Raw genomic sequence first — 24,731 nt, forward strand, 5'->3', positions numbered from 1 at the left:
CTTGCCGCCTCGAGCCTGGCGAGGCGTCGCGCTAGATCTCGATGACCGTGCCTTCGCGCGCGGCGATGGTGTTCGGGAAGAGCTCGCGGGCGCGCATCTCCTTCTCGCGCACCATCGCGTCGGTCTGGTTGGGATCGTGGTGGTGCAGGACGAGCTGCTTGGCGCCCGCCGCCTTCGCGAGCTCGCAGCCCGCGACGAACGTGGCGTGACCCCAGCCCGTCTTCGGGCCGCCGCCGACCTCGCCCGCGTACTCTTCGGGCGTGTACATGGCGTCGAAGATCAGCACGTCGGCGCCCATCGCGAGCTTCTTCAGCTTCGGATCCACGATCGCGTAGTGCTCGGAGTCGGTGATGTACACGACCACCTTGCCCTCGTGCTCGACGCGGTACGCGTACACGCCGTTCGGGTGGTTGCCGCGCGCGTTGGTCACGCGCACATCGTCGTTCGGGCCGATCGTGACCACCTCGCCCTCGTAGAGGTCGCGGAAGGTCATCGCCGCGCCCATCTCCGTGAGGTGCACCGGGAAGCTCGGGTAGTCCATCTGCCCGGCCAGCGTCTCCTCGAGCGTCCGGGAGACGTTGAGGCCACCGTAGAGATGGATCTTGTTCCCGCGCACGAACGCGGGCGTGAAGAACGGGAAGCCCTGGATGTGATCCCAGTGCACATGACTGAAGAACATCCAGGCTTCGAAGGGCATCTCCTTGACCAGCTCCTGGCCGAGGAGACGGAGCCCCGTCCCTCCATCGAGGATGACCAGCGTTTCGCCGGCACGAATCTCATAGCAGCTCGTGTTGCCGCCTACTTCGACCGTGCCTGCACCGGGCGTGGGGATGCTTCCGCGAACCCCCCACATCTTGATCCGCATCCTGCCTCGCTCGCTGAACCCCGCCCGTTTCAAGGTAGAGCTATTAGATTCCGAGCGCGGGCAGCGTCAAGCCGCCTGGTGCACCGGGAGCAAGGAAGGTCGCAGACGTGGAGACCTGGCCGGGGGAGCAGGGCCAAGGCGCCAATGTAGTCAGGGGATAGGTTGCGGGCCCAGCGGCGGGCGCGGCCTGCCGCTGGGGGGCGGGAGCGCGCGGCGGCGGGGCGGAGGCGGGGCAGAGGCGCGGGCGGCGGGGGGCGCAGGTGGCGGCCACAGGTCGGCCTGCGGGCGGCGCAGGCATCGGAGCGGCACGGCCCGCGGGCGGCAGCGGGAGGGCAGGACGATCGCGCGCAGCGGGCACGCGAAGGTCGCGGCCGATGGGCTATGGTCGGTCGCATGCCGCTCCACGCGGACGCCATCGTCGTCCTCGGCTGCAGGGTGTTTCCCTCCGGGCGCCCGGCGGCCCCCGGTGCGCGCCGCGCGGCGCGCGCCGCGGAGGCCTACCGCGCCGGGGTCGCGCCGTGGGTGATCGCCAGCGGCGGGCGCCGCTGGGGCGCGCAGGTCGAGGCGCGCGTGCTCGCCGCCGAGCTGCGGCGCGCCGGCGTGCCGGCGCACGCGATCCTGCAGGATCTCTGGTCGCTGACGACGCACGAGAACGCGATCTTCAGCGCGGCCCTCCTGCGCCGCGTGGGCGCGCGGCGCGCGGCGATCGTCACCTGCTCCTGGCACATGGCCAGGGCTCTCCAGAACTTCCACGACGTCGGGATCGACGCTTGCGGGCTGCCGGCGTCGCGCGTGGGCGAGCCGGTGGTTGCGCGCGCATGGCAGCGCGGTCACGAGGTGATCTCGATGTGGCTCGACGCGCGCGCGATGCGCCGCAGGCGGATCCTCAGCGAGAGCGCCGCCTGGCTGCTCGACACCGCTCGTCAGGGTGAACCGTGATCATGCCGAGAAGGCGCTCCTCTCCGCTCCTCGTCCTCGCGCTGCTCCTCTCCCTCTCCGCCTGCACCGGGCAGCCGGCGCCGGGCCCTGCGCCCGACGCCGGGAGCTCCGCGGCGGCGCCGGCCGCCAGCGCCGGGGCGGCGGGGCGGCTCGATGCCCTCCTCGCGGCCGAGCAGCGCCGCGCCGCCCTGGAGGTGAGCCCCGCGGACCAGCAGAGCCGCGACGTCGGCGTGCGGCGCGCCGCCGCGCGGGCCCTCGCGCGCATCGGCGGAGACGCGGCGTGGCCTGGGCTCGCGCGGGCGCTTGCCGACGAGGACGACGAGGTGGTCGCGTGGGCCGCCTACGGCCTCGGGTTCTCGTGCAAGGAGCGCGAGGTCGAGGCGGTCTCGGCGCTCGTCGCGCGCGCCCTCGCCCGCGACGCCCGCCCGAGCCCCGCGGGCGCGGCGAGCGCCGCTGCGTCCGCGGCGGCGTCGAGCGGCGGCGCCGCTGCGGGTGCGCCGCCGCTCGACGCGGGCGGCGCGCTCGCCCGCGCCATCGGGCGGTGCGGCGCGGAGGCGTCGGAGCCGACGCTGGTCGCGTGGCTCGACGGCCCGCGCGAGCGCGCGATCCACGCGGCTTATGCGCTCGGCGATCTCGCCGCGATCAAGCTCAAGCTGCGCGAGGAGACGCTCGTCGCGCTGCTCAACCTCGCCTCGGGGAGCGCGGCGAGCCCGCCGGTCCCCGAGGCGCTCTACCCGATCGGGCGCCTCGAGCACGTCCCGCTCACGGTCATCCCCCGCATCCGCGACGTCGCGACCGCGCGGCTCGCGGAGGCCTCCGACGCGCGGCTCTTCGCGGTGCGCGCGCTCGGCCGGGCAGGGGAGGCGGCTGCCTCCGAGCTCGCGCGCGTGCTCTCCGCGAAGGGCGTGTTCACCGCGAGCGAGCGCGCCGAGGCCGCGCGCGCGCTCAAGCGGCTCGGCCCGCCCGGCCAGCGCGCCCTCGCCGACGCGGTCGCCGCGCTCGCCCCGAGCGCGGACCCGATCGCGCTCACGGGCCTCGTGAGCGAGGACTTCGGCGTGCTGCTCACCGCGCTCGACGCGCTCGGATCTGCGGGCGCCGCGCGCAAGGCGCTCCGCGATCTCGCCGCCCTGCCGCCGCCGCCGAGCGCGCCCGCGGCGATCCTTCGCCGCGTCGCGTGGCTCCGCTGCGGCGCGGCCCGGCTCCTCGCGGGCGGGGACTACCGCGATCCGCTGCTGCTCGGCTGTGACGTCACGGCGCCGGCGGAGCCGGGGAGCAAGCCGGACGCAGGCGCGCCGGTGCGCGGCTCGATCGGCGCCCGGGCGGTCGTCGAGGTGATCGGCCGCGACGCCATCACGGGCGCGCGGCTCGCCGCGTTCCGCGCGTACGCCGCGTCGGGCGATCTACGCGCGCGGGAGGCCGCGATCGAGCTCATCGCCGCGCACGAGGAGATCGCCGGCGCGCCCGACCTGCTCGCGAAGGCGCTCGCCGCGGAGGAGCCGGGCCTCGTCGCCGCCGCGGCGGAGGTCATCGCGCGGCAGCCCCAGCGCGCGTCGGAGGCGCCGGGGAAGCGGAAGCGCAGGAAGCGGAGCGACGAGAAGGACGCTCCCGCAGCGGTCACGTCGCCGGCGATCGAGGCCGCGCTGCTCGCGATCCTCGACCGCCCAGGTGCGCGCGACGATCCGGAGCTGATCGGCGCGGTCGTCGACGCGGTGGGCGCGCTGGCGCTCAAGCCGGCGGAGGCTCGCCTGGAGCAGCTCTGCCGGTCGAGCCACCCCACGACGCGGGCGCGCGCCGGGACGGCGCTCGGCGTGCTCAGGGGCCGCAAGATCGCGTGCGACGCCGGTCTGCCGGGGGACGCGGGCGCGGCGGGGCGGCCGGCCGTCGCGCCGCCGGTCGGCGAGGTGCCGGCCGAGGCCTCCGCGCTCGTGCGCGCGCCGGCGGTGCTGATCTTCGACACGGACGCCGGCGAGCTCACGATGACGCTCGACCCTGCGCTCGCGCCCGTCGCGGTGACCCGCTTCGTCGATCTCGCGCGCTCCGGCTATTACGACGGCAAGCTTGTCCATCGCGTGGTGCCCGGCTTCGTCACCCAGTTCGGCGCGCCGTTCGGCGACGGCGCAGGAGGTCCGCCCGGCAGGCCGGCGCTGCGCTGCGAGACGTCGCCGGTCGCGTTCGAGCCGCTGCGGGTCGGCGTCGCGCTCGCCGGCCGCGACACCGGATCGAGCCAGCTCTTCGTGATGCACGCGCGCGCGCCGCATCTCGACGGCCAGTACGCGGCCGTCGGCGTCGCCGCCGGGCCGTGGGCTGCGCTCGCGGATGGGGACGTCATCCGGAGCGTGAAGGTGCAGAACTGATCGCGGGCGGCGCGCGGCGTGCGCGTCCCGTGACGACCTGAGGCGCGCTGCGCGCGCCGCGTGACGCGCGTGCGCGCGCGGCGCACGACGCGCGTCACGCGGCGCGCTTCACGGAGTGTGCGACATGCGCCACGCATCGTTCCTGTGCGGCGCGTGACGCGCGTGCGCGTGCGCATGCAACTTGAACGGCGGTGTCGCGGCGTGGCCCATCCATGTCGGTTGACAACCGCCCCCGACCGGCGCTCTACAGTTTAGCGTGGTCATTGCCTCCTTTCTGGCCGTCGCGGTGCTCGTGTACACCTACTTCGGGTACCCGATCGTTATCGGCGTCCTGGCGCGCCTCCGGCCTGCGCAGCGGAAGGAGGATCCGGACTACGTCCCCACGGTGACGGCGTGCATTCCCGTCTTCAACGCGGCGTCGTATCTCCCGGCGAAGGTCGAGAGCCTCCTCGCGCTCGACTATCCGAAGGACAAGCTGGAGGTCCTGCTCTTCTCGGACGGCTCGACGGACGACACCGTGCTCGTGGCGCGACAGCTGGCCGAGCGCGATCCTCGGGTGAAGGTGATCGTCAGCGAGGCGCGTCGTGGCAAGCCAATCGGCGTGAACACGATGCTCGGGGTCGCGACGGGCGAGGTGCTGTTGATGACGGACATCCGCCAGCCGCTCGTGCCTGGGGCGCTGCGCGCGCTCGTGCGGCTCCTGGCCGATCCGAACGCGGGCTGTGTCTCTGGCAACCTGGTGCTGAAGGGATCGGCGGGGTCGGGGGCTTACTGGCGTTACGAGAACTGGATCCGCCTCCAGGAGGGGCGGTTCAGGAGCATGGTGGGCGTGACCGGTCCCATCTATGCGATCCGCCGCGCCGACATGAGCCATCTCCCGGAGGGCGTCATCCTCGACGACATGTGGGTGCCGATGCGGCTCCGCCTCGAGGGGCGTTCGATCCTGTTTGCTCCCGACGCGATCGCTTACGACGACGCCTTCGGCGACGAGCGCGAGTTCGGCCGCAAGGTGCGCACGCTGGCCGGCAATTATCAGCTCTTTTCGCTGCTCCCGGCGCTCCTCGTCCCGTTCAGGAACCCGTCCTGGTTCGAGATCTTCTCGCACAAGCTGCTCCGCCTCGTGTGCCCCTGGGCGCTCGTCGCGCTGCTGATCACGTCGACGGTCGCGTGGATGGGCGCCGAGATGAGCGGCGACGCCTCGTGGACGCTCTACGCGGCGCGCGCGCTGTTCGGCGGGCAGGTGGCCTTCTACCTGCTCGCGGCGCTCGGGGGCGCTGCGGGCAAGCTCGGCGCGCTCGCGCGGACGTTCGTGGTCCTGAACGCGGCGGCGGTGGTCGGCCTCTGGCGATACCTCCGCGGCTCGCAGAAGGTCACCTGGTAGCGCGGGGCGCGCCGGGGCTACGGCTCCAGTAGACCCACGAGCTCGTGAACGGCGCGCTGCGACCGTCTGAGGGAGAGCGACTCCGGCAGCAGCCGCTCAGGCCCCTCGGGCGGCAGCGACTGGAACCTGACCGGCGCGGGGAGGACGTCGAGCCCTGCGCGCTCGAACATGCGGAGGGAGCGCGGCATGTGGAGCGCGCTGGTCACGACCACGACGGCGTCGGCCGACAGGCCGCGGGCGATCCGCGTGGAGTGGAGGGCGTTTTCTCGGGTATCGCGCGACTCGGTCTCCAGGATGATCTTCTTCCTGGGAACGCCGAGCTCCACGAGGAGATCGGCCATGGCGCTGGCGAGCTGGGTGGGCGCGCCTCGGACGTCCTTCCCCGAGACGATGACGTGGCCGAAGCCGTGCTCGCGGTAGACCCGCACGGCGGCGAGGCCGCGCTCGAGGCCTGCCGCCGACTGCCGTTCCATGGCTGGCTCGCCGAACTCGTCGGCGTCGATGCCGGCGGTGAGGATGACGAGGACCCGCCGCTCGGGTGAGCTTCCGGCGAGCTCCGCGTGCAGGTCCCTCGGCACCGTGCTGATCCGGCGTACGAGCGCGCTGGAGAGCCAGGGCGTGGAGAGGAGCCACAGCGCGAGCCAGGCGCTCCACGCGAGCGCCCGCCCGAACTTCGCCCCGCGTGTCCGGAAGCTCCAGTCGCCGCCGGAGAGCGCGAGGCCGACGCCCGCGGCGATGAGGAGCACGAGCAGGGGATCGACGAGGCGGGAGATGGGCAAGGCGAGGCTCGCCGTGAGGCGCTGGGTGGGCTCACTCTATGAAGGCGCCGGGGGGGCGATGCGAGCGAAAAAGGGGCCGTCTCCAGGTGAAACGGCGGGACGGAGCCGATCGGGGATCGTCCGCCCGCTGCGACGCGCGTTTGCGGCGGTTCGTGGTGGGGCTGGGCTCAATGCCGCCGGTGTGTGCGCCGGCGCCTGGCTGCGGCGGCGAGGGCGAGCCCCGCGAGGCCCGCGGGGAGCCACCCGTTGGGGGCGTTGCCGGGCATCCGGCAGCCGCAGCCGCCGTCGTCGCTGGAGCGGCTGACGCTGCCGCCGGTCGAGCTCTCGCCGCCGGTACCGTTGCCGCCGGTCGAGCTCTCGCCGCCGGTGCCGTTGCCGCTGCTGGCGTTGGCGGGCGGCTCTCCGAGATCGAGCGGAGCTTCCGCGTCATCGGCCGCGACGAGGATGGGCGGCGCCTCGCCGGTCTCCTCGTAGATGGCCCGGAGGTCGTCTCCCGTGCTGTCCGTGCGGTTCTCGGACTGCAGGAACTCGATGTACTCCTTCGTCATCGACTGGTAGTACACGCGCGCCGAGAGCGTCTGCCTGCCGAAGGCGTCGGCCGGGACGGTGAGCGTGAAGCGCGCCTCGTCGTAGTTGCGGTATCCGCCGTTCCCATCGGCGAAGTCGATCTCCTGGGTCGGCTGGGTGGTCCGCGACGGGACGAAGCCCTTCGGCGGGATGCGCGTATCGGAGATGATCATGTCGTGGAGCGCGAGGTGCTCCTCCTTCTCACCCACGCCAGCCTCGCCGTCCCATCGCCCGTGCACGGCCCGGTACTCGTGGGTGGGCGGCTCGTGCTGGATCTCGCCGGTGTCGGCGTCGTAGCCGCCGAGCAGCGGCCGTTCGACGCCGCTCTCGTCGACGAGGAACACGGCGATCCAGGCGCGCCGGCTCTCCGCGTAGCCCGTCGGGAACTTGTGACCGGTGAGGTTCTCGACCCGGACGGTGACGGCGATCTCCTCTCCAGGCGCGGCCTCCTGCGGGGCGTCGACGAGGGTGACCGAGGCGGCCGAGGTGAGGCTCTTGAGCGTACCGTCGAGCGCGAGCTGGAAGGAGTCGGGATACTCCGCGGCGCGGGCCTTGTCAGCCGCCATGACGGCCTGGATGCCCCAGTGGTTGCCGCCGACGAGGAGGTGGGCGCGCGGATTGGTTCGAAGCGGTCCGCGCTCGCCGACAGGCAGCTCGCCGATCCTCCTCTGCATATGGCAATCGACGCAGCTCTTCTGAGCGCTCGAACCGCCATTGCGGAAGTCACTGGAGGCCCACTCTTCGTAGGTTGTGTCGAGCGGAAACTCGATGGTGGTGGGGGTTCCGCTCGCGTCCCTCAGCATGACCTCCGGATTGGTGACTTGATGACATTGGCCGCAAAATTCCGATTCGCCCAGCGCGGGCGCAGCATCTCCAATGTGAGATTCAGACTCGACGTCCGGATATGGTCCATATACCAAGGGCGTAGCTGTGAACCCAGCAGCCGCGGGGGTGTGGTCGAACACGAGCTGAGCGTTGCCGATGATGTACGATGTTGTGGTTTCAGGGTCTGACGTCGTCATCGCGCGATGACAAACGCTGCAGCTGATACCCTGACCATCGACGATCTTCCCATCTACCGACGCCTCGGGGTCGAATCCAGAGCCATCCGGGGGCGTCGCTCTCCCGTTCAGGAACCCGACGGGAGAGTGGCATCGCAGGCAGAAGGTCCCGACCCCTGGCGCGTCCTGGTTGGCGATCGCAAGAGCGGCTTTGAAGACAGGGTCGCGCCATGCGTTGGCCATCATGGTGCCCGCCCACGTGTCCGTGGGCATGTAGTCCTGATGATCCTCCAACTCTGCTCGATGGCAGCCGGCGCAGCGCTCGGCCGTGCCCAAGTTGTTCGGTTGTGGCATGTCGTCTGGCGTCGTGCCCTTGAGGTCATCGATCCCGGCCGCCGCATCATGACTCAGCAGCCCGAGCGCCAGCACCCAACCCACCGCCAGTCTCAGCGTCTTCTGCATAGCTCGAACCCAGATCTGGTAAGCTGCTCTCTACGGAAATCAGGGACCAGCGATGGACGCCCACGCTGGTCCCTGTGGACTGCGGGCCAAGCTATTCCGGATCGATCCGGAAGATGCTGCCTCCATAGGATACGATGTACAGCTCGCCCGCCGCATCCTCGCCGAACGAAGCCAGGCCTTGGATGGTGCTCTCAGATTGGAGGTCTTGGCTGAGGGAGCTCCTGGGCGTGGCGACACCGTCCTTCCAGGTGAGCATCCAGACTCGGTCCGTTTCAAAGTCGCCGAACAGGTACTTCCCACGAAGCGCGGGGATCCTGCTCCCACGATAGACATAGCCGCCTGTCACCGAGCCGTCGCCGCTGTCATGGTCGTACGCCACGACGGGGCGGGTGATCTCCGGCGAGTCGCAGCTGGTTGGCTGGTCATCCTTGAGGCACGTGCCCCCCTCGGTGACGCTCCACCCGTAGTTCTTGTTGCCCTGGCCGCGCGGCTCGATGTTAATTTCCTCGAAGAGGCGCCCACCGACATCGCCGATGTAGAGATCACCCCTGCAGCGATCGAAGCTGAAACGCCAGGGGTTGCGCAGGCCGTAGTCCCACACGTACGGGTCGCCACCAGGGACGTTGCCCGCCGGCGCCGTCGGGTGATTGTTGACGTCTACACGAAGTATCTTGGCGTACTTCACCTCAATGTTTTGTCCATTGTTGTCCGGATCGGGGTCGGAGGTGCTCCCACCGCCGTCGCCGACGCCGACGAAAAGCATTCCATCGGGGCCGAACGCGAGCATCCCGCCGTTGTGGTTGCCGACCAGCACCGGAAACGAGAACAGCGTGTTTCGTTGCTGCTCCGCCTGCCCCGCCTGCGGCTGCGCCTGGTCCGGATTGGACTCTGAACGCCTGAACTCTCGGAGAGCGATCGTTCGTGACCTTGTGTTGTAGTAGACGAAGAATCTTCCGTTGGTCGCGTACTGCGGGTGAAAGGCGAGTCCGAGGAGGCCTCGCTCTTCCTTGTCGCTGTCAGGTTGATAGACCTCTGCGGTGATGTCGAGGAACGGAGCGCTCTGCAGTTCACCGTCCTTGATGAGGCGAATGGTTCCACGCTGCCCCACGACGTAGAGCCGACTGGCATCTTCCGGTTCGCTCGTCACGAACACCGGCTGAGTCAGGCCGCCTGCTACTTCCGTGAGTTTGAGCGGCGGCACCGTCCCACCCGGCTCGTCGCACTCGATCGTCCCGCTCCCGCCGGCGCCGGAGCCGGCGCTGGTCGCAGGGCCGGCGCCGGCTCCGCTGCTCGTGGTCGTGCCCGGGCCGCTGGTGCTGCCGCTGCCACTGCTGCTGGTGCTGGTGCTGGTGCTGGTGTCCGAGCCGGTTCCGCTGCTTGTGGGGGCGCCGGTCGAGGTGCCGCCGCCGGAGCCCGTTGGACCGGGACCGGATCCTCCCCCGCCTCCTCCGCCTGCGCCGCTCTCGCTACCGCCGCAGCCATTCAGGGTGAAGCCGAGCCCGAAAAGGGCGGCTGCGATGGGCATAAAAGGAAAAAGGAAACGCTTCTGGTCCATCATGCAGTAGGACACTATCCGAACAGCGCGCCCCCTGGTATAACTTTCCACCGCTTGGCGACGTCGGCATCTTGCGGCAGGCGCCCGAACCGGCGGGCATGACTACAATGCAAGACGCTTCCCTACTGCTGTTTGGAATTCTATCGCGCCGGATTCCGTCGGCGGCGCGCTCCTGGCTGGATCGCGTCGAACGGGTGACCGGGACCGGTGCGGGTCTCGGCGGCACGCCCGACGCGCGGGAGAGCGAGTCGTCGACGTGGTTCGATCTCGACCGCTTCCTCGCGACGTTCACTGCGGCGGTACGCGTGCTCGGTAGGGGGCAGCTCGGGCTTCACCCCGACGAGCGGGATGCCCTGGAGGCTGCCCGTGTCGCCGGGGTGGTCGATGGCCGGGCGCTGGATGAGCTCGGCCGGGTAACGATGCTGGCGCAGGTTTCGAGGCGCCTGCCCGCACCGGAGCTCGAATCGCTGCTCCGTGTTTGTTATGAGCAGGGAGATGGCCGGGAGCGGCAGGCGCTCTTGCGGGCACTGCCGTTCTTGACCGAGGCAGAGCGCTTCGTTCCACTCGCGGTCGAGGCGTGCCGAACGAATGAGCTGCCCATCTTCGAAGCGATCGCCTGCGAGAATCCCTACCCGGCTGCCTATTTTCCCGATCTCAACTTCAACCAGTTGGTCCTCAAGGCCATGTTTATGGGCGTGGCGCTCGCCCGGATCATCGGGCTCGACCGACGGCGATCGGGCGAGCTCGCCAGGATGGCGGAGGACTTCGCGAGCGAACGGAGGGCGGCTGGCCGGAGCGTCCCGGCCGACATAGGCTTGCTCTCCCTGGACCACGAGCGTGAGCGCGCGACGCGGATCCCCGAGTGAAGCGGCGCGCTGCGGAGGGACTCTTGAAGTTATTCGATCCCCACATCCACATGACATCGCGGACCACGGACGACTACCAGGCGATGGCCGCGGCCGGCATCGTGGCCATCCTCGAGCCGGCGTTCTGGCTCGGTCAACCGAGGACCCATGTCGGCACGTTCGAGGACTACTTCACGTCCCTGCTCGGCTGGGAGCGTTTCCGGGCCAGTCAGTTCGGCATTCGTCACCTTTGCACGCTGGGGCTCAACCCGAAGGAAGCCAACAACCCTCGCGTAGCGCAAGGCGTCATCGATCTCTTGCCGCGCTATCTCGACAAGGAAGGCGTGGTCGCGGTCGGGGAGATCGGGTTCGATGACATGACACCGGAGGAAGAGAAGTATTTCGCCCAGCAGGTCGAGCTCGCCCGAGAGCACGATCTTCCGATTCTGGTGCATACGCCGCACCGCGACAAAAAGCGGGGTACGGAGCGGACGCTCGCCCTAGTGCGGGAGCTTCGGTTCCCTGAAGAGCGTGTGCTCGTCGATCATAACAACGAGGAGACGCTGCCGCTCGTGCTCGCGACCGGCTGCTGGGCCGGCCACTCCATCTACCCCAATACCAAGATGGACGAGGACCGGATGGTCGCGCTGGTCAAGACGTTCGGTGCCGAACGGATCCTCATCAACAGCGCGGCGGACTGGGGCGTGAGCGATCCGCTCAAGGTGCCGAAGACGGCGGCGCGGATGCGCGAGAACGGGATCGCGGACGAGGCGATCGAGCGGATCGTGTGGAAGAACCCCCTCACCTTCTTCTCCCAGAGCGGCCGGCTCGATCTCGCGGAGTTCGGCGAGGCGCCGGCGGTGGATCAGCGCGCCCTGTTCGAGGGCAACTCGGTCTTGCGCGGGCAGGCTCCCGTCGTGAAGAGCTGATAGAACAGGTATGCACCGCACTGTCGTTCTCAATGTCGTCGGGCTTACCGGCGAACTCCTGGGCGATGCGACGCCGAACCTGAAGCGGCTCGCTCAGGAGGGCGTGATGCGCCCTCTTCAGACCGTGCTGCCGGCGGTCACATGCACCGTCCAGTCGACGTTCACGACAGGCCTCCTCCCGAGCGGGCACGGCTGCGTCGCGAACGGCTGGTACTTTCGCGATATCGCCGAGGTGAACTTGTGGCGCCAGGCGAACCAGCTGGTGACGGGGGAGAAGATCTGGGAGGCTGCGCGTCGGCGCGACCCCACGTTCACCTGTGCCAAGCTGTTCTGGTGGTACAACATGTACAGCTCGGCGGACTACGCGGTGACGCCGAGGCCGATCTACTGGGCGGACGGGCTCAAGCTGCCGGACATCTACACGGAGCCGGCATCGCTGCGCGATGAGCTCGTCTTTCGGCTGGGTGAGTTCCCTCTGTTCAACTTCTGGGGACCGAACGCGGATATACGATCGACGGAGTGGATCGCGCGGTGCGCCCGCCACGTATACGACACGCGACGGCCAACGTTGACGTTGGTTTACCTCCCGCATCTCGACTACAACCTGCAACGGCTAGGGCCGGATCATCCGGCGATCGCGGATGACCTCCGCGCTGTGGACGCCGTTTGCGGCGAGCTCATCGAGCATGTACGGAAGGACGGGGCGCGCGTGATCGTCCTGTCCGAGTACGGCATCACGCGGGTGTCCGGGGCAGTCCACATCAACCGGGCGCTCCGAGAGCAGGGCCTCCTGCGCGTTCGCGTTGAGCGTGGGCTTGAGAAGCTCGACGCCGGCGCGTCCGAGGCATTCGCCGTGGCGGACCACCAGGTGGCGCATGTCTACGTGCGTCGTCCGGAGCGTGTCGGGGCGGTGAAGGCGCTGCTCGAAGGGCTGCCTGGAGTGGACTTCGTTCTCGACGGTGAAGGCAAGCGTTCTGCCGGGCTGGATCATGCTAGATCGGGAGAGCTCGTCGCGGTGTCACGAGAGGATCGGTGGTTTAGCTACTATTACTGGCTCGATGACGAAAAAGCGCCAGAGTTCGCCAGGACGGTCGACATTCATCGTAAGCCAGGATACGATCCAGTGGAGCTGTTCGCTGACCCCAAGCTACGCGTCCTGACGGCTCGCATCGCCTGGAGACTGCTTAAGAAGAAGCTAGGTTTTCGCTATCTCATGGACGTGATCCCGCTCGATCCTGTGTTGGTGCGCGGGTCTCATGGGCGGTTACTTGAATCCCTCGATCGGGGGCCAGTGTTCATGTCCAGTTTTGACTCAGTCGTGTTGGGTGAAACGGTCCACGCTGCGAATGTTGCTGGGATAGTTTTGAGTCACGTCTTTGGCTGAGACGTTGTGCTCAGTTTCCGAGCTTTGTAATAAATAATGAATATTCGCCTGTGCGCTGTGGACCGGTTCCGAGGTCGATGGTTGTTGCGGTTGAGCTACCCGTGTTAATGGCTCGTCCTGATATGATGTTTTCGCCTCTGAGATCTGTTTCTGCGATCACCGACGTTATTGCGTGGCTTGATGCGGTCGGAAACCACCGTTTCCAGAGCGTCTTCCCTTCGGGGTTCAGCTTGATGGCCAGCGCAGAGGGAAAGTCTCGTACGGTCAATATCTCGTTGTCGTCGATGCGTAAGCTGTAACTCGCATTGCCGAAGAGCGTGACATTGTTGAGCGGATCGACGCTGATGCTTGATATCGTGATCTGTCCGAGGAGCCCCCGGCTCCATCTGTGAATCCCTGAGATGTCGAACTGCGCCGCGAAGGTCATCTGATTCCGGTTCCACTCTGGAAGCTCGCCGCCTCCAAAGTCGACAGGATGTTCGTAAGTTCCTGTTATCGAGCTATTGCCGAGCGCGTCGATGCTCAGAGAAGATGGGCGAGCGTTGGTGAAGCTGCGTACCCAGGTAGGCTTTCCGGTGTTATCGATACTGGCGAGGTACATTCCACTGTCGATGGTTGACGAGAAGTTGCCAAATTCTATTCCTTGCGTGAAATTCCCTGTGATGATGGCACCTTTGCTTGAGTGGACGGCAAAGTCAGTTACGCTTTCGTCTCCTGGACCTCCGAATTGTCGTGACCAGCCGCCATCTGCTGCGCTCCAGGAGCCAGTGCTCCCGTCGATCCGCGCGATGTAAATGTCGTATGTGTCCGTGGGGTACGTGCTGAAGGTAACGTCGTCGAACTGGATGGTCCCAGCGAAGCCTCCAGCGAGGAACACGTCGCCGTCCGGGGTGCAATTTACCTTCGGAATCCCTGCAAGAAGGCTGGGTTCGCTTTCCGGAGCTCCGTGAACGCCTCGGCTCCATACATGGACGCCATTGGCGTCGAACTTCGCGACGAATATACCGGGGCCGATGTCGCGGTCGCCAAGGTTTATGGTCCCGCTGTTGATTCCGGCGAGGATGATGCTGCCCGATCCATCGACGCATGTAGAGGTTGATGATTGATTCATTTGGTCACCAAATTGACGGCTCCAGCGGTGATTCCCGGTGCTGTCGAATGAGGCGATGAATGCGTCGAGGTTGGATTCTTCGATTCGGTTTGCGCTGATGAGTGGCTCGGTTCCGAATTGTACAGTGTCTTTGAATTCTCCTGCTGAAAAAATGTTGTTATCTTTGTTGATGGATATCGATGTGATGCGTGATGCGTTGTTGGTTGCGTGGACTACTCTGGACCATATCGTGCAGTCGAATCCGTCGCAGTTCTCGTCTTCGGTAGAGGCGCAGCTCTCTTGCTGCGGCAGCACCTCGTCTTGGCAGGTTCCCGACATCTCACCGCTGCTGTCGCATGTCCGCATCCCGGATCTACAGAGCCCGACGTCCTTAGTGCCGGGCGGGCCGCTGTAGCATCGCTCCGATATGGCAGGAGGGCATGTGTCCGTACCGCCGCTGTCGCCTGAGGTCTGGCCTCCTGAAGGAGATGCGTCTTCGAAGTCGTCAAGTCCGAGGATCAGTCCGCATCCAGAACCGGCAAAGAGGAGCGCCAGAACTCCGGCGCGTGCCATTCTAACGTATAATGTCATGTGCGTGTGTCTCCGATGACTTGACGTATTCTCCCGAATCCCGGAATGCTTCTTCGCCGGAAAAGGTGAAGGTGCGCGCGGCCCTTCTCACGTCTCCCTCACGTCCCCCTCACCACCCGCTGCATCGCCAGCGTCAGCGGAAATCCCAGCATGGCCAGCGCCGCCGCGCCGCCGGCGCCCGGCGCGCCGCTCCTCGCGATGAGCACCGCATCCAGCAGCGATATCCCTGCGATGAGCGTCACCACGGCGCGCGGGATCCGGTCCTTTCGCGTCCCCCGCAGCAACCTCACCGCGTGGATCACGCAGCCAGCGAGCGCCCCGTACGCGATCGTCCCCATCATCCCTGTGAGCGGCGCGCCGAGCGTCGCCAGGAACGGGACCGCCATGAAGCCGAGCGCCCACAGGCTGCGCACCGCCAGCAGGTTCTCCTGCTTCGCGATCGCGGTCAGCCCGATCAAATAGAACAGCAGCGCCACGCCCCCGGCGATCACCGCGCTTCCGAGCTGCCCCCCCGCCGCGAACGCCGAGGTCACATAGACCAGCACGCGGCACATCCCCATCAGCGCCGGGCTCAGCGGGTTCCCCTTGTGCCAGGCATCGTAAAGCACGATCGCCCCGGCGAGCAGCGCGCTCGCCAGGGCGGGCGCCATTCCCCGGTTCGCCACATAGGCATGGCCGCCCACGATCAGCACCCCCGCCCCGAGCAGGCCGTAGCCGACCGCGAACACCTCGCGGGCGCTCACCAGCCCGGACGGGATCGGCCGCTCCGGGCGCTCGCGCGCGTCGATCTCTCGGTCGAACGCGTCGTTCAGGAACATGCCGCCCACGTACATCAGCGACACCGCGAACCCCACCAGCGCCACCTCGGGCGCCCGTGGCGCAGACCCCGACAGGGCCATGCCACAGAGCACGTTCGTCCACACCGTGGGCAGGTTCGAGACGCGGCCGAGCCGTAGGTACACCCGTGCGCGCGAGCTCATCGCCCTGCCCCCAGTCGGTCGTCCGCTCGGCCACCGGAGCTCGCGCCGATTTCGCTGTCCGCTCGCCCAGCGGAGCTCGCGCCCACTTCGCGGCCACCACGGACCTCGCGGCTACCACGGACCTCGCGGCCACCCCCGACTCCACGGCTCGCGCCGGCGCCTCTGCCCTCGCCGGCGCCCACGCTTCCGTCCCTCACCATCCGCTCCTCCACCCAGCGGAGCTCCCTTGCCACCGCCTCGACCAGCCCACCGCGTCGCTGGTCCTCCGGCAGTACATCCCAGGTGTAAGTCTCTACCTCGAGGTGCTGCGTCGCTGGCGAGTCTCGCAGGTGCGACAGCAGCGCCGCCAGCTCCGGCTGCGTCGTCGCGAGCGCGCCCTCGAGCTCCCGGAAGATCGGCACATGGAAGTGGACTCGCCACTCCTCCGGCTGCGCCCCGGGCGGCGCTGCGGTCCCGCCGTCGAGCGCCGCCAGCGCCTCGGGCAGATCCAGGTAGCGGACGAGCTCGCCTCCGCCTGGGCCCCCACGCCGCTCGACCACCTGGTGCAGGTAGACGACGTCCTCCGCATACGCGCGCAGTCTCGCCATCGTCGCCGGCTCGCGCTCCGCCACGCGGGCGCGCAGCCCGGCGCTGAGCTGCACCTTGTGCACGCCGATGCCCGCAGCGCGGAGCGCCGCGAGCGACGCGGGGGCGTCCTCGAACTCCACCGCCATGTGGCACGCGTCGAAGCAGAGGCCGAGGTGGCTCCGGAGCGCCTCCTCGGCGTCCGGCAGGCTCATTCCGGCCAGCGCCGACAGCTCGCGCGCGCGCTCCGGCGCGAACACGTGATCGGTGAAGAAGCCGATCGCCTCGGGCGTCGTCTCGAGGAAGCAGCACGGCTCCGGCTCGAGGGCCAGCGCGATGTGCTTGCCCGTGCGGCGGCGGATCTCGACGAGGTGCGCCGCGTGCTCGACCAACCGCCGCGCCATCGCCGGCGCGTCGCCGGGCGTGCGCACCCGCGGCCTGAACGCGCCGGGCACCGTGCTGACGCTGCCCATCAGGCCCTCGTCCGCCGGCAGCAGCTCGGCGAGGAGCGTCGCCAGGAGATCGCTGTACGCGAGCCGCTCCTCGTCGAGCCAGTCGGGCAGGTACACGCGCTCCTTCACCGGCGCGCCGTGGAACCGGCCGTAAGGGAAGCCGTTCAGCGTGAACACGTAGAGGCCGTTCCGCTCGAGAAAATCGCGGAACGCATCGAGCTCCGCCGGCTCGGCGAGCTCCGCCGCCGCCCTCGCCGAGAGCCGCAGCCCCACCCCGCACCGGCGGCGCGCGCTCGGCCCGAGGCCCTCCGCCCCGCTGCCGCCTCCGTCGCCTCCTCCGTGCAGCGCCCCTTGCTCCCCGCCGGCCGCGCGCGACCAGATCGCGAGCAGGTGCGTCTCGAGGCTCTGCTTCACCTCCGACCACGTCTCGCCCGCGTGGATGTTCGTGCAGTACGTGAGGTGCGGCGCGCCCGCGCACGCGAGCCTCATGATTGCGCCGCTCCCGTGACCGCGCTCGCCGCTCCCGTGGCCGCGCCCGCCGCTCCCGTGGCCGCTCCCGTCGCGCCGATCGCCGCGAGCGCGCCCCGCCTCCCGGCGCGCTCGCGCAGCCGCGCGATCGCCGCGACGATGTGCCGCTCCTCCATCGCGTGCACCTCGCGGGCGCGCCCCACGTCCTCGAGCAACGTCACCGTGAGCTCCCCGCCGAGGTGCTCGCGGAACTCGTCCAGCCCATCGAGCACGCAGAGCCGCTCGCCCCGCTCCCCCCTCTCGCACGTGCGCGTCAGCGCGAGCGCGTCGTCCCACAGCGTGAAGCCGAGCGCCTCGAGCGCCGCCACCACCGCGGCCGCAGTCGCCTGGCTGCACAGGCCGGCCAGCTCGGCGTACAGCGTGTCGATCGCGATCCCGATCGCGACCGCCTCGCCGTGGCGGAGCCTGTGCTTCGTGAGCGACTCCAGCTTGTGCGCAGCCCAGTGCCCGAAGTCGAGCGGCCGCGCGCTCCCGAGCTCGAACGGGTCGCCCGCGCTCGCGATGTGCTGGAGGTGGATCTCCGCCGAGCGGCGCACGAGCTGCGCGAGCGGCGCGAGCGACCCCGACGCGAGCGCGGGCGCGTGCTCGGACAGCCACGAGAACAGCCGCGCGTCCCGGATCAGCGCGACCTTCACCGCCTCCGCCATCCCCGCCACCTTGTCGCGCAAGGGCAGCGTCTCCAGGAAGCGCGGATCGATGAGCACCGCGAACGGCGGGGCGAACGTGCCGAGCAGGTTCTTCTTCCCGAACGCGTTGACGCCGTTCTTCACGCCGACCCCGGAATCGGCCTGCGCGAGCACCGTGGTCGGGATCCGCACGACCCGGACGCCTCGGTGCACCGTCGCCGCCGCGTAGCCGACCATGTCGAGCACCGCGCCGCCTCCGACGATCATCACGAACGACTGCCGATCCATCCCCAGCGCGTCGAGCCTCGCCTGCAGCGCCGCCGTCGCCGCGCCGTCGTTCTTCGCCGCCTCGCCGCCGGGCACCACGATCGGCTCGGCCGCGAGCGTGAGCAGGTCCGGTCGCGCGCCCACGTACCGCGCGATGTCGTCCGCCAGAGACGGCCACGCCGCCGCGACGCCGCCGTCGATCACCGGCAGCACGCGGTGACGCCGGCGCGGCTCCTTCGCGGCGATGGCGGCCGCCAGGTCGGCGTTGCTCGGCGAAAAGACGCCCTCCGTGAAGTAGACGGGGTACTCGAAGGGGACCGCGATCCGTTGCAGATGAAGCAGCATCAAAGCCGACTTTCGAGAGAGGTCATCGGCCCGTCAAGTTGGTTCCTCGCGAGGATCCCGCGTCTTGCCGCGGTACGAAAACTTCCCCTTGGCGGCGGACGGCCTTCCTGCAATGCTGGCGCCGCTCAGTGAATCGCGCCGCCGTACGGCCGAGTTCACCTCATCGCCCCGGGATCGCCCCGTGATCGCCGCGTGATCGCAACCCCGTACCGCCTGACATCCTCCTCAATGCAGACGCCCATGGAAGGCACAGCCCGTCCCACGAAACGGTCCTTCATGCGAGGAGTGCTTCTGACGGCAGCGGCAGGGCTCGCCCTCGCCGCGTTCTCCGCCGGGTGCGCGCCCACGTACGTCTACAATCCCGCGAACTACGCGAAGGAGTACGACCCGCGTAAGCACGAATACACGATCGGGGTAGGGGACCAGATCCGGATCAACGTCTGGCGCATGGCCGACCTGTCGAGCGAGGCGCTCGTCCGGGCCGATGGCGTCATCACGATGCCGCTCATCGGCGACGTCTACGTGGTCGGCAGGACCCCGACCCAGGTGCGCGAGGAGCTGAAGAAGCGGCTCGCCGAGTTCGTGAAGGACGAGACGGCCGTGATCACCGTCGCCGTGACCGGGATCAACAGCTACCGGTTCGTGGTCAGCGGCAACGTCGCGCGCGCCGGCATCTTCGCCTCCAACTACTTCGTCTCCGTCTCCGAGGCGCTCGCGCTCGCCGGCGGTCCCAACCAGTTCGCCTCGACGGATCAGATCCTGCTCATCCGCATGGATAGCCCGGGCAAGTTCCGGCACATCCCCATCAACTACGACGACATCGCCTCGCGCAAGCGGCCCGAGCAGGACCTCGTGCTCAAGGCCGGCGATACCGTCTTCGTGCCCTGATCGTGGCCGGCTCCTCCGCGCTTGCCCGAAAGGCCGTCCTCGGCGCGGTCTGGACGATCGCGACGGGGCTCGGCTCGCGCGTGCTCGGCCTGATAGGCACCCTCGTGCTCACCCGGTTCATCGCGCCGGATGTGTACGGCGAGGTCTCGGCAGCGTCCGTCGTGATCATGACGGCGCACTTCATGTCGAGCCTCGGGACCGGCCAGTTCATCGCGTCGAGGCCCAACCTCGACCGCCAGATGGTCTTCAACGCGACCGTCTATTTCCACGTGGCGGGCCTCGTCGCCATCGCCGCCGTGTACCTCCTCCGGGAGCCGATCGCGGTGCACCTCGTGGGCGCGCCCGGGATGCTCGAGTTCATGCCGGGGCTCATTCTCGCGATGATCATCGATCGGATCTGGTACGTCCCCGATCGCCTGCTCATCCGCGAGATGCGCTTCCGCAGCGTGAGCCTCCGGAACGCCGCCGGCGAGCTCACCTACACCGCGGCGTCCGTCTCCCTCGCCGTGCTCGGCTGGGGGGGGAACGCCATCGTGGTGGCGACGCTCCTGCGCGCCGTCGTGCGCGTGGTGACCACGGTCCCGGCGGTGAAGCTCTCCGAGTGGCTGACGCCGAGCCCGCTGTCGGGCGAGAAGGCGCGCGAGCTGTTCGCCTTCGGCATCCCGCTCAACTTCGGGTCGCTGGCGAACTTCGGGGCTTCCAAATGGGACAACCTCGTCATGATTCGCCTGTTCGGGGAGCAAGTCGGCGGGCTCTACAACCTCGCGTGGAACCTCGCCGACATCCCGGCCTCCCAGGTCGGCGAGCGCATCGGCGACGTGCTCGTCCCGTCGTTCGCGAAGCTCGAGCCGGAGCAGCGCAAGGTGGCGCTCGTCCGCGCGCTCACGCTGCTCGCGCTCCTCATCTTCCCGCTCGCCGTGGGCCTCGGCGCGGTCGCCCCGACGATCCTGAACGACACCTTCTTCAACGAGGCATGGGAGCCGGCCGGCCCGCTCCTCGCCGTGCTGTCCGCGCTCGGCGTCACGCGCCCGATCGGCTGGGTCTTGTCCTCGTACATGCAGGTCTACGGCCGGACGCGGACGATCATGGTCCTGGAGTGGCTCAAGGTGGCCGCGATCGTCGGCGGCATCGCGCTGCTCGGAACGATCGGCGGCGTCCTCTGGGCCTGCGCCGGCGTCGGCGTTGCGTTCGGGGTGCACGCCCTGGCGAGCCTCTGGGTGGTCAAGTGCGCCGATGGCGTCCCGTACATGCGGCTCCTGCGCCCGCTGGTCCGCCCGCTCGTCGCGTGCGTGCCCATGGTCGCCGCGGTGCTCGCCGTTCGCTACGGCATGCGGTCGCTCCACGACCTGCCCCGCGGGTGCCGCCTTGGCGCTGAGGTGGTGGTCGGCGGGCTCGCCTTCGTCGCTTCCGCGCTGGTCATCGCGCGGCAGGCATCACGGGACTTCCTCCAGCTCGCCCGCGAAGCGGTCCACCGCCGTCGTTAAGGCGTTTCCTGAATGTCACCGACCCGGCGTGACGAGCGAAGCGCGCGCAACGAGCGCAACGAGCGTTGCCAGCGTAACGAGCGTAACGAGCGTGCGGACCGCGACGAGGAGCACCTTTCCCCGCCGATCGTTGGGGCCCCACGCGACACTCGAGCGAAATTGGGGGGGCCTGTGGTAGCGTCGGGCCCCTCTCTTCGAAACTGGGTCGGGATCCGCATGGCGGCTCCCCTCCACCACTGGAGATAATAGGAAATGGCAGAGACGCATCCCCCTGCGGTCGAGAGCTTCCTGGCCAAGATCAACTCCCGCGAAGCCCAGGTGGGCATCATCGGCATGGGTTATGTCGGCCTGCCGCTGGCGCTCACGTTCATCGAGAAGGGCTTCCGCGTGCTGGGCTTCGACGTGGACCCGGAGAAGGTCACCGCGCTCAGCGAGGGGAAGGGCTACATCAAGCACCTCGATCCCGCGCGCATCGCGGCGGCAGCCAAGACGGGCCGATTGGAGGCGACGGCGGACTTCTCGCGGCTCGGCGAGCCCGACGCCATCCTGATCTGCGTCCCGACCCCGCTGACGGCCCAGCGGGAGCCCGACATGAGCTACGTCGTCGGCTCCGCCCAGAAGATCAAGGAGCGGCTGCGGAAGGGGCAGCTCGTCGTCCTCGAGTCCACCACGTATCCCGGCACGACCGATGAGCTCGTCAAGGGCATCCTCGAGCAATCGGGCCTGCGCATGGGGCAGGATTTCTACCTCGCCTTCTCGCCCGAGCGCGAGGACCCGGGGAACCGCGATCACAGCACCGCGACCATCCCGAAGGTCGTCGGCGGCGTCGATCGCGCGTCGCTGGTCCTCTCGCAGGCGCTCTACTCGCAGGCGATCGCGCGCGTCGTGGCCGTCTCCTCGGCGCGCGCGGCCGAGGCGGCGAAGCTGACCGAGAACATCTTCCGGGCCATCAACATCGCCCTCGTGAACGAGCTCAAGGTCGTCTACGACGCCATGGGCATCGACGTCTGGGAGGTGCTCGACGCCGCGTCGACCAAGCCGTTCGGCTTCATGCGGTTCAACCCCGGCCCGGGCTGGGGCGGCCACTGCATCCCGCTCGACCCGTTCTACCTCGCGTGGAAGGCGCGCGAGTACGGCGTGTCCACCAAGTTCATCGAGCTCGCGGGCGAGGTGAACGTCGAGATGCCGCACTACGTCGTCAACAAGCTCCAGCTCGCGCTGAACGAGCGCGGCAAGGCGCTGAAGGGCACGAAGGTCCTGCTGCTCGGCGTCGCCTACAAGAAGGACATCGACGACCCGCGCGAGAGCCCCGCGTTCGAGATCATCGAGCTCCTGCGCAAGCTCGGGGCCGTGCTGAGCTTCCACGACCCGCACGTGCCCAAGCTGCCGCGCATGCGCACCTGGCCGCATCTGCCGGAGCTCTCGTCCGTCCCCCTCAACGAGGACACGCTCAAGAGCCACGACGCGGTCATGATCGTCACCGACCATTCGGTGGTCGATTACGATCTGGTGCTGAACCACGCCGCCCTGATCGTCGACGCCCGTGGCGTCTACCGCGCGGCGAACCCCAAGGTGGTCAAGGCCTGACGGAGGGCGAGGGCGCCCCGAGCGGCGCGAGCAGGCGTCGCACGCCAGCGCGGCGGTCCTGGTGACCAGGCATCCAGCGGCGGCGTCCTTGCCGTGTCGCCGCTGGCCCCGTGGCGTGTCGCTCGATTCCCGCGCTGTGGGCGGCGCGCCGCGGGCATCGCCGTAGCGCCCACGCCACAGCGCGGGCGCCATGGCGGAGCTCCTGGGTGACTCCTCGGCAACCGCGAGGGGCTCCGCGTGTCCTCGCGACCTCGTAGCCGCGTCACCTTGTATCCGCGTATCCTCGTCACCACGTATCCTCGTGACCCGGCAACCCCGTAACGCCGTAACCCGGTAACCCGGTAACCGACGGTAACCGATGCAGCTCTTGCCGAGCTCGCGAAATCGCGAGCATCCCCTTGATGTCAGGGCGCCGGTTCGGTACCCATCAAAGACGGTCCATGTCCACGCCGCCGCCCATGGTCGGGCCAGGTCGAACGATGTCGCCTGCAGATGACAGCCTGGGCCCTGCGCCGTCGAGCTCGGATTGGAAGGGCCACCTGGAGATCCGGCTCGGCGATCTCCCGGGGACGCGACGGCCGCTGACGGAGTCCCACATCGTCATCGGCAGGGCGCCGGGCGTGCAGCTCACGCTCGACCACTACACGGTCTCACGGCGCCACGCGGAGCTCTTCTGCGATCCGTTCGGCCGGTGGTGGATCCGCGACCTCGGCAGCACCAACGGAACGCTCGTCAACGACGAGCGGATCAACGAGAAGGTGCTGAAGCCGGGCGATCGCATCGGGATCGGCGACTACATCCTCGAGTTCCAGCTCACGGCGCGGGCCCCTCGTGTGCCGATCGACCCGGGCGGCCTCCATTTCGAGGAGGACAAACCGACCGCGATCCGCAAGCTCGGCGAGCTCGACCCTCCGCGGATCGCGGCGAAGCACCTGTTCACCCTGATGGACCTGTCGCGGCGGCTCCTCAGCATCGAGGACGCGACGGATCGGTTCGACGCGCTCTGCCAGCTGATGGTCCGCGAGGACTTCCACGGCAGCATGGCGCTCGCGCTGCGGCTCCGGCAGAACGGCGCGCTGACGATCCTGTCCGGGCCGCACCGCCCGTTCCAGTCGCTCCGGCGCGAGGACTCCGTCGCCCCGCCGTACATCTCGCGCCGCGTGCTCGCGGCGGTGCAGGACACGCGCGAGCCGGTGCTGGCCGGAAACCTGGTCAGCGACAGCGCCACGGTCGAGCTCACGATGTCGCGCGACGTCATGGCCCTCTGGGTCGTGGCCTGTCCGCTGCGCGTCGAGGAGCAGATGATGAACCTGCTCTACGTGACCCTGCCGCCCGACTTCGGCAGCGTCGAGTGGCTCGGGCTCATCGCGCTCGCGGCGGAGGTCTATCAGCAGGCCGAGTCGGCCTGGGAGGCGCGGCGCCACGCGCAGGCGCACGCGGCGATCGAGCGCGAGCTCGAGATGGCGCACCAGATCCAGCGGACCTTCGTCCCGAAGCGGCTGGAGTTCAAGGCGCTGGACGTGGCGCTCGGCTTCGAGCCGTGCCGGTGGGTCGGGGGCGACTACGTGGACATCGTCCCGATGCCGGACGGCCGCATCATGCTCGCCGTGGCGGACGTCTGCGGCAAGGGGCTCCAGGCCGCGCTCATCGGCTCGAGCGTCCACACGATGGTGCGCGCGACGGTCGACGCCGGCCGCGGGATCACGGGCATGATGGACCGGCTGAACGCCTACCTCTGCGAGTACCTGCCGGAGCACTCGTTCGTCACGATGGTGGCCGTCGCCCTCGACCCCGCGACGGGCCGCATGGAGTGCGTCAACGCAGGGCACCCGCCGGCGCTGGCGGCGACCGCGGAGGGCGGACTGCGGCACCTCCAGGCGGCCGTCAACCCGGCGCTCGGGGTCGGCCTGGTGCCGATGGAGGCGCACCAGAGCGTGCTCGCGCCGGGCGAGGTGCTCGCGATGTACACCGACGGGCTCACCGAGCTGCGCAACTCGTCGAAGCAGATGCTCGGCCTGCACGCGCTCGGCACGGGCTTCGCCAAGCTCTGCGCCACCAGCGCTGGCCGCCCGGTCGCGTCGATCGCCGACAAGCTCACGCACATGCTCGAGGAGTTCCGCGGCGACCAGCTGCCCGAGGACGACAGGGCCTTCCTCCTCGCGCGGCGCACCTGAGCGCGCCGCGGGCGGTGGCCTCCGGGCGGCGCACCTGAGCGCGCCGCGGGCGGTGGCCTCCGGGCGGCGCACCTGAGCGCGCCACGGGCGGGTG

The 24,731-nt window shown here is 69.0% G+C and carries 18 protein-coding genes; 10 read left to right on the forward strand and 8 right to left on the reverse strand.

From position 1 onward, the window contains the following. Positions 1 to 31: 31 nt before the first annotated feature. Positions 32 to 865 (reverse strand): MBL fold metallo-hydrolase, encoded by an 834-nt coding sequence (locus tag WMF12_RS04275; protein ID WP_020733205.1) that lies wholly within the window; start codon positions 863 to 865, stop codon positions 32 to 34. Between the two features lie 393 nt (positions 866 to 1,258). On the opposite strand from WMF12_RS04275, the gene WMF12_RS04280 reads away from it, so the two are divergent. The 3 genes from WMF12_RS04280 (at position 1,259) to WMF12_RS04290 (ending at position 5,539) form a co-directional block, all read left to right on the forward strand. Beyond that, positions 1,259 to 1,804, forward strand: a complete 546-nt coding sequence (locus WMF12_RS04280; protein ID WP_437744347.1) for a YdcF family protein — start codon at positions 1,259 to 1,261, stop codon at positions 1,802 to 1,804. 2 nt (positions 1,805 to 1,806) lie between these two features. Then, entirely contained in the window at positions 1,807 to 4,158 is a 2,352-nt protein-coding gene (locus WMF12_RS04285; RefSeq protein ID WP_437866153.1) for a peptidylprolyl isomerase, read from the forward strand. Between the two features lie 256 nt (positions 4,159 to 4,414). Then, the gene (locus tag WMF12_RS04290; RefSeq protein ID WP_437297930.1) at positions 4,415 to 5,539 is read left to right on the forward strand and encodes a glycosyltransferase family 2 protein; all 1,125 of its coding nucleotides are present in this window, start codon (positions 4,415 to 4,417) and stop codon (positions 5,537 to 5,539) included. 17 nt (positions 5,540 to 5,556) lie between these two features. Here WMF12_RS04290 and WMF12_RS04295 read toward each other — a convergent pair whose 3' ends face one another. The 3 genes from WMF12_RS04295 to WMF12_RS04305 all read right to left on the reverse strand — a co-directional run bounded on the left by WMF12_RS04295 (position 5,557) and on the right by WMF12_RS04305 (position 9,906). Beyond that, on the reverse strand, positions 5,557 to 6,318 hold the full coding sequence (locus tag WMF12_RS04295; RefSeq protein ID WP_437866154.1) for a YdcF family protein: 762 nt from the start codon (positions 6,316 to 6,318) through the stop codon (positions 5,557 to 5,559). A 167-nt stretch (positions 6,319 to 6,485) separates the two neighbouring features. After that, positions 6,486 to 8,348: an MYXO-CTERM sorting domain-containing protein gene (locus WMF12_RS04300; RefSeq protein WP_437866155.1), complete on the reverse strand. Its 1,863-nt coding sequence runs from the start codon at positions 8,346 to 8,348 to the stop codon at positions 6,486 to 6,488. Positions 8,349 to 8,439: 91 nt separating this feature from the next. Next, positions 8,440 to 9,906: a PQQ-dependent sugar dehydrogenase gene (locus WMF12_RS04305; RefSeq protein WP_437866158.1), complete on the reverse strand. Its 1,467-nt coding sequence runs from the start codon at positions 9,904 to 9,906 to the stop codon at positions 8,440 to 8,442. Positions 9,907 to 10,010: 104 nt separating this feature from the next. Here WMF12_RS04305 and WMF12_RS04310 point away from each other — a divergent pair, with 104 nt between their 5' ends. The 3 genes from WMF12_RS04310 to WMF12_RS04320 are packed head-to-tail and all read left to right on the forward strand — an operon-like array spanning position 10,011 to position 13,061. Continuing rightward, complete coding sequence (locus WMF12_RS04310; RefSeq protein ID WP_437866160.1) at positions 10,011 to 10,769, forward strand: EboA domain-containing protein; 759 nt, start codon at positions 10,011 to 10,013, stop codon at positions 10,767 to 10,769. Between the two features lie 23 nt (positions 10,770 to 10,792). Further along, entirely contained in the window at positions 10,793 to 11,677 is an 885-nt protein-coding gene (locus WMF12_RS04315; RefSeq protein ID WP_437866161.1) for a TatD family hydrolase, read from the forward strand. 10 nt (positions 11,678 to 11,687) lie between these two features. Continuing rightward, on the forward strand, positions 11,688 to 13,061 hold the full coding sequence (locus tag WMF12_RS04320) for an alkaline phosphatase family protein (protein ID WP_437866162.1): 1,374 nt from the start codon (positions 11,688 to 11,690) through the stop codon (positions 13,059 to 13,061). 10 nt (positions 13,062 to 13,071) lie between these two features. On the opposite strand, the gene WMF12_RS04325 is transcribed toward WMF12_RS04320, so the two are convergent. The 4 genes from WMF12_RS04325 to WMF12_RS04340 form a co-directional block, all read right to left on the reverse strand. Then, positions 13,072 to 14,490 (reverse strand): hypothetical protein, encoded by a 1,419-nt coding sequence (locus WMF12_RS04325; protein ID WP_437866163.1) that lies wholly within the window; start codon positions 14,488 to 14,490, stop codon positions 13,072 to 13,074. Positions 14,491 to 14,840: 350 nt separating this feature from the next. Further along, positions 14,841 to 15,722 (reverse strand): UbiA family prenyltransferase, encoded by an 882-nt coding sequence (locus tag WMF12_RS04330; protein WP_437866164.1) that lies wholly within the window; start codon positions 15,720 to 15,722, stop codon positions 14,841 to 14,843. Further along, a complete protein-coding gene (gene eboE / locus WMF12_RS04335) occupies positions 15,719 to 17,227 on the reverse strand; it encodes a metabolite traffic protein EboE (protein WP_437866165.1) in 1,509 nt (502 codons plus the stop codon). Before eboE ends, WMF12_RS04330 begins: the two co-directional genes overlap by 4 nt. Beyond that, entirely contained in the window at positions 17,224 to 18,507 is a 1,284-nt protein-coding gene (locus tag WMF12_RS04340; protein WP_437866166.1) for a 3-dehydroquinate synthase, read from the reverse strand. The genes eboE and WMF12_RS04340 overlap by 4 nt, the downstream gene beginning before the upstream one ends. Positions 18,508 to 18,780: 273 nt before the next feature. Between WMF12_RS04340 and WMF12_RS04345 the strand changes: the two genes are divergently transcribed. The 4 genes from WMF12_RS04345 to WMF12_RS04360 all read left to right on the forward strand — a co-directional run bounded on the left by WMF12_RS04345 (position 18,781) and on the right by WMF12_RS04360 (position 24,637). Then, positions 18,781 to 19,392: a polysaccharide biosynthesis/export family protein gene (locus WMF12_RS04345; RefSeq protein ID WP_437866167.1), complete on the forward strand. Its 612-nt coding sequence runs from the start codon at positions 18,781 to 18,783 to the stop codon at positions 19,390 to 19,392. 2 nt (positions 19,393 to 19,394) lie between these two features. Beyond that, positions 19,395 to 20,876, forward strand: coding sequence for an oligosaccharide flippase family protein (locus WMF12_RS04350; protein WP_437866171.1), 1,482 nt, complete (start codon positions 19,395 to 19,397; stop codon positions 20,874 to 20,876). Positions 20,877 to 21,128: 252 nt separating this feature from the next. Next, positions 21,129 to 22,463, forward strand: coding sequence for a nucleotide sugar dehydrogenase (locus tag WMF12_RS04355; protein WP_437866174.1), 1,335 nt, complete (start codon positions 21,129 to 21,131; stop codon positions 22,461 to 22,463). Positions 22,464 to 22,942: 479 nt separating this feature from the next. Continuing rightward, positions 22,943 to 24,637 (forward strand): SpoIIE family protein phosphatase, encoded by a 1,695-nt coding sequence (locus WMF12_RS04360; protein WP_437866175.1) that lies wholly within the window; start codon positions 22,943 to 22,945, stop codon positions 24,635 to 24,637. The last annotated feature ends 94 nt before the right edge of the window (positions 24,638 to 24,731 follow it).

It is taken from the genome of Sorangium sp. So ce363 (assembly GCF_051520435.1).
Classification (GTDB): domain Bacteria; phylum Myxococcota_A; class Polyangia; order Polyangiales; family Polyangiaceae; genus Sorangium; species Sorangium cellulosum_B.

Bases quoted from the DNA above. Each gene is read 5' to 3' on its own strand.
- WMF12_RS04330 (WP_437866164.1), bottom strand. From the start codon at position 15,722: ATGAGCTCGCGCGCACGGGTGTACCTACGGCTCGGCCGCGTCTCGAAC.
- WMF12_RS04310 (WP_437866160.1), top strand. From the start codon at position 10,011: ATGCAAGACGCTTCCCTACTGCTGTTTGGAATTCTATCGCGCCGGATT.
- WMF12_RS04275 (WP_020733205.1), bottom strand. From the start codon at position 865: ATGCGGATCAAGATGTGGGGGGTTCGCGGAAGCATCCCCACGCCCGGT.
- WMF12_RS04280 (WP_437744347.1), top strand. From the start codon at position 1,259: ATGCCGCTCCACGCGGACGCCATCGTCGTCCTCGGCTGCAGGGTGTTT.
- WMF12_RS04300 (WP_437866155.1), bottom strand. From the start codon at position 8,348: ATGCAGAAGACGCTGAGACTGGCGGTGGGTTGGGTGCTGGCGCTCGGG.
- eboE (WP_437866165.1), bottom strand. From the start codon at position 17,227: ATGAGGCTCGCGTGCGCGGGCGCGCCGCACCTCACGTACTGCACGAAC.
- WMF12_RS04360 (WP_437866175.1), top strand. From the start codon at position 22,943: ATGTCGCCTGCAGATGACAGCCTGGGCCCTGCGCCGTCGAGCTCGGAT.
- WMF12_RS04355 (WP_437866174.1), top strand. From the start codon at position 21,129: ATGGCAGAGACGCATCCCCCTGCGGTCGAGAGCTTCCTGGCCAAGATC.
- WMF12_RS04285 (WP_437866153.1), top strand. From the start codon at position 1,807: ATGCCGAGAAGGCGCTCCTCTCCGCTCCTCGTCCTCGCGCTGCTCCTC.
- WMF12_RS04320 (WP_437866162.1), top strand. From the start codon at position 11,688: ATGCACCGCACTGTCGTTCTCAATGTCGTCGGGCTTACCGGCGAACTC.
- WMF12_RS04345 (WP_437866167.1), top strand. From the start codon at position 18,781: ATGCGAGGAGTGCTTCTGACGGCAGCGGCAGGGCTCGCCCTCGCCGCG.
- WMF12_RS04325 (WP_437866163.1), bottom strand. From the start codon at position 14,490: ATGTCGGGAACCTGCCAAGACGAGGTGCTGCCGCAGCAAGAGAGCTGC.
- WMF12_RS04305 (WP_437866158.1), bottom strand. From the start codon at position 9,906: ATGATGGACCAGAAGCGTTTCCTTTTTCCTTTTATGCCCATCGCAGCC.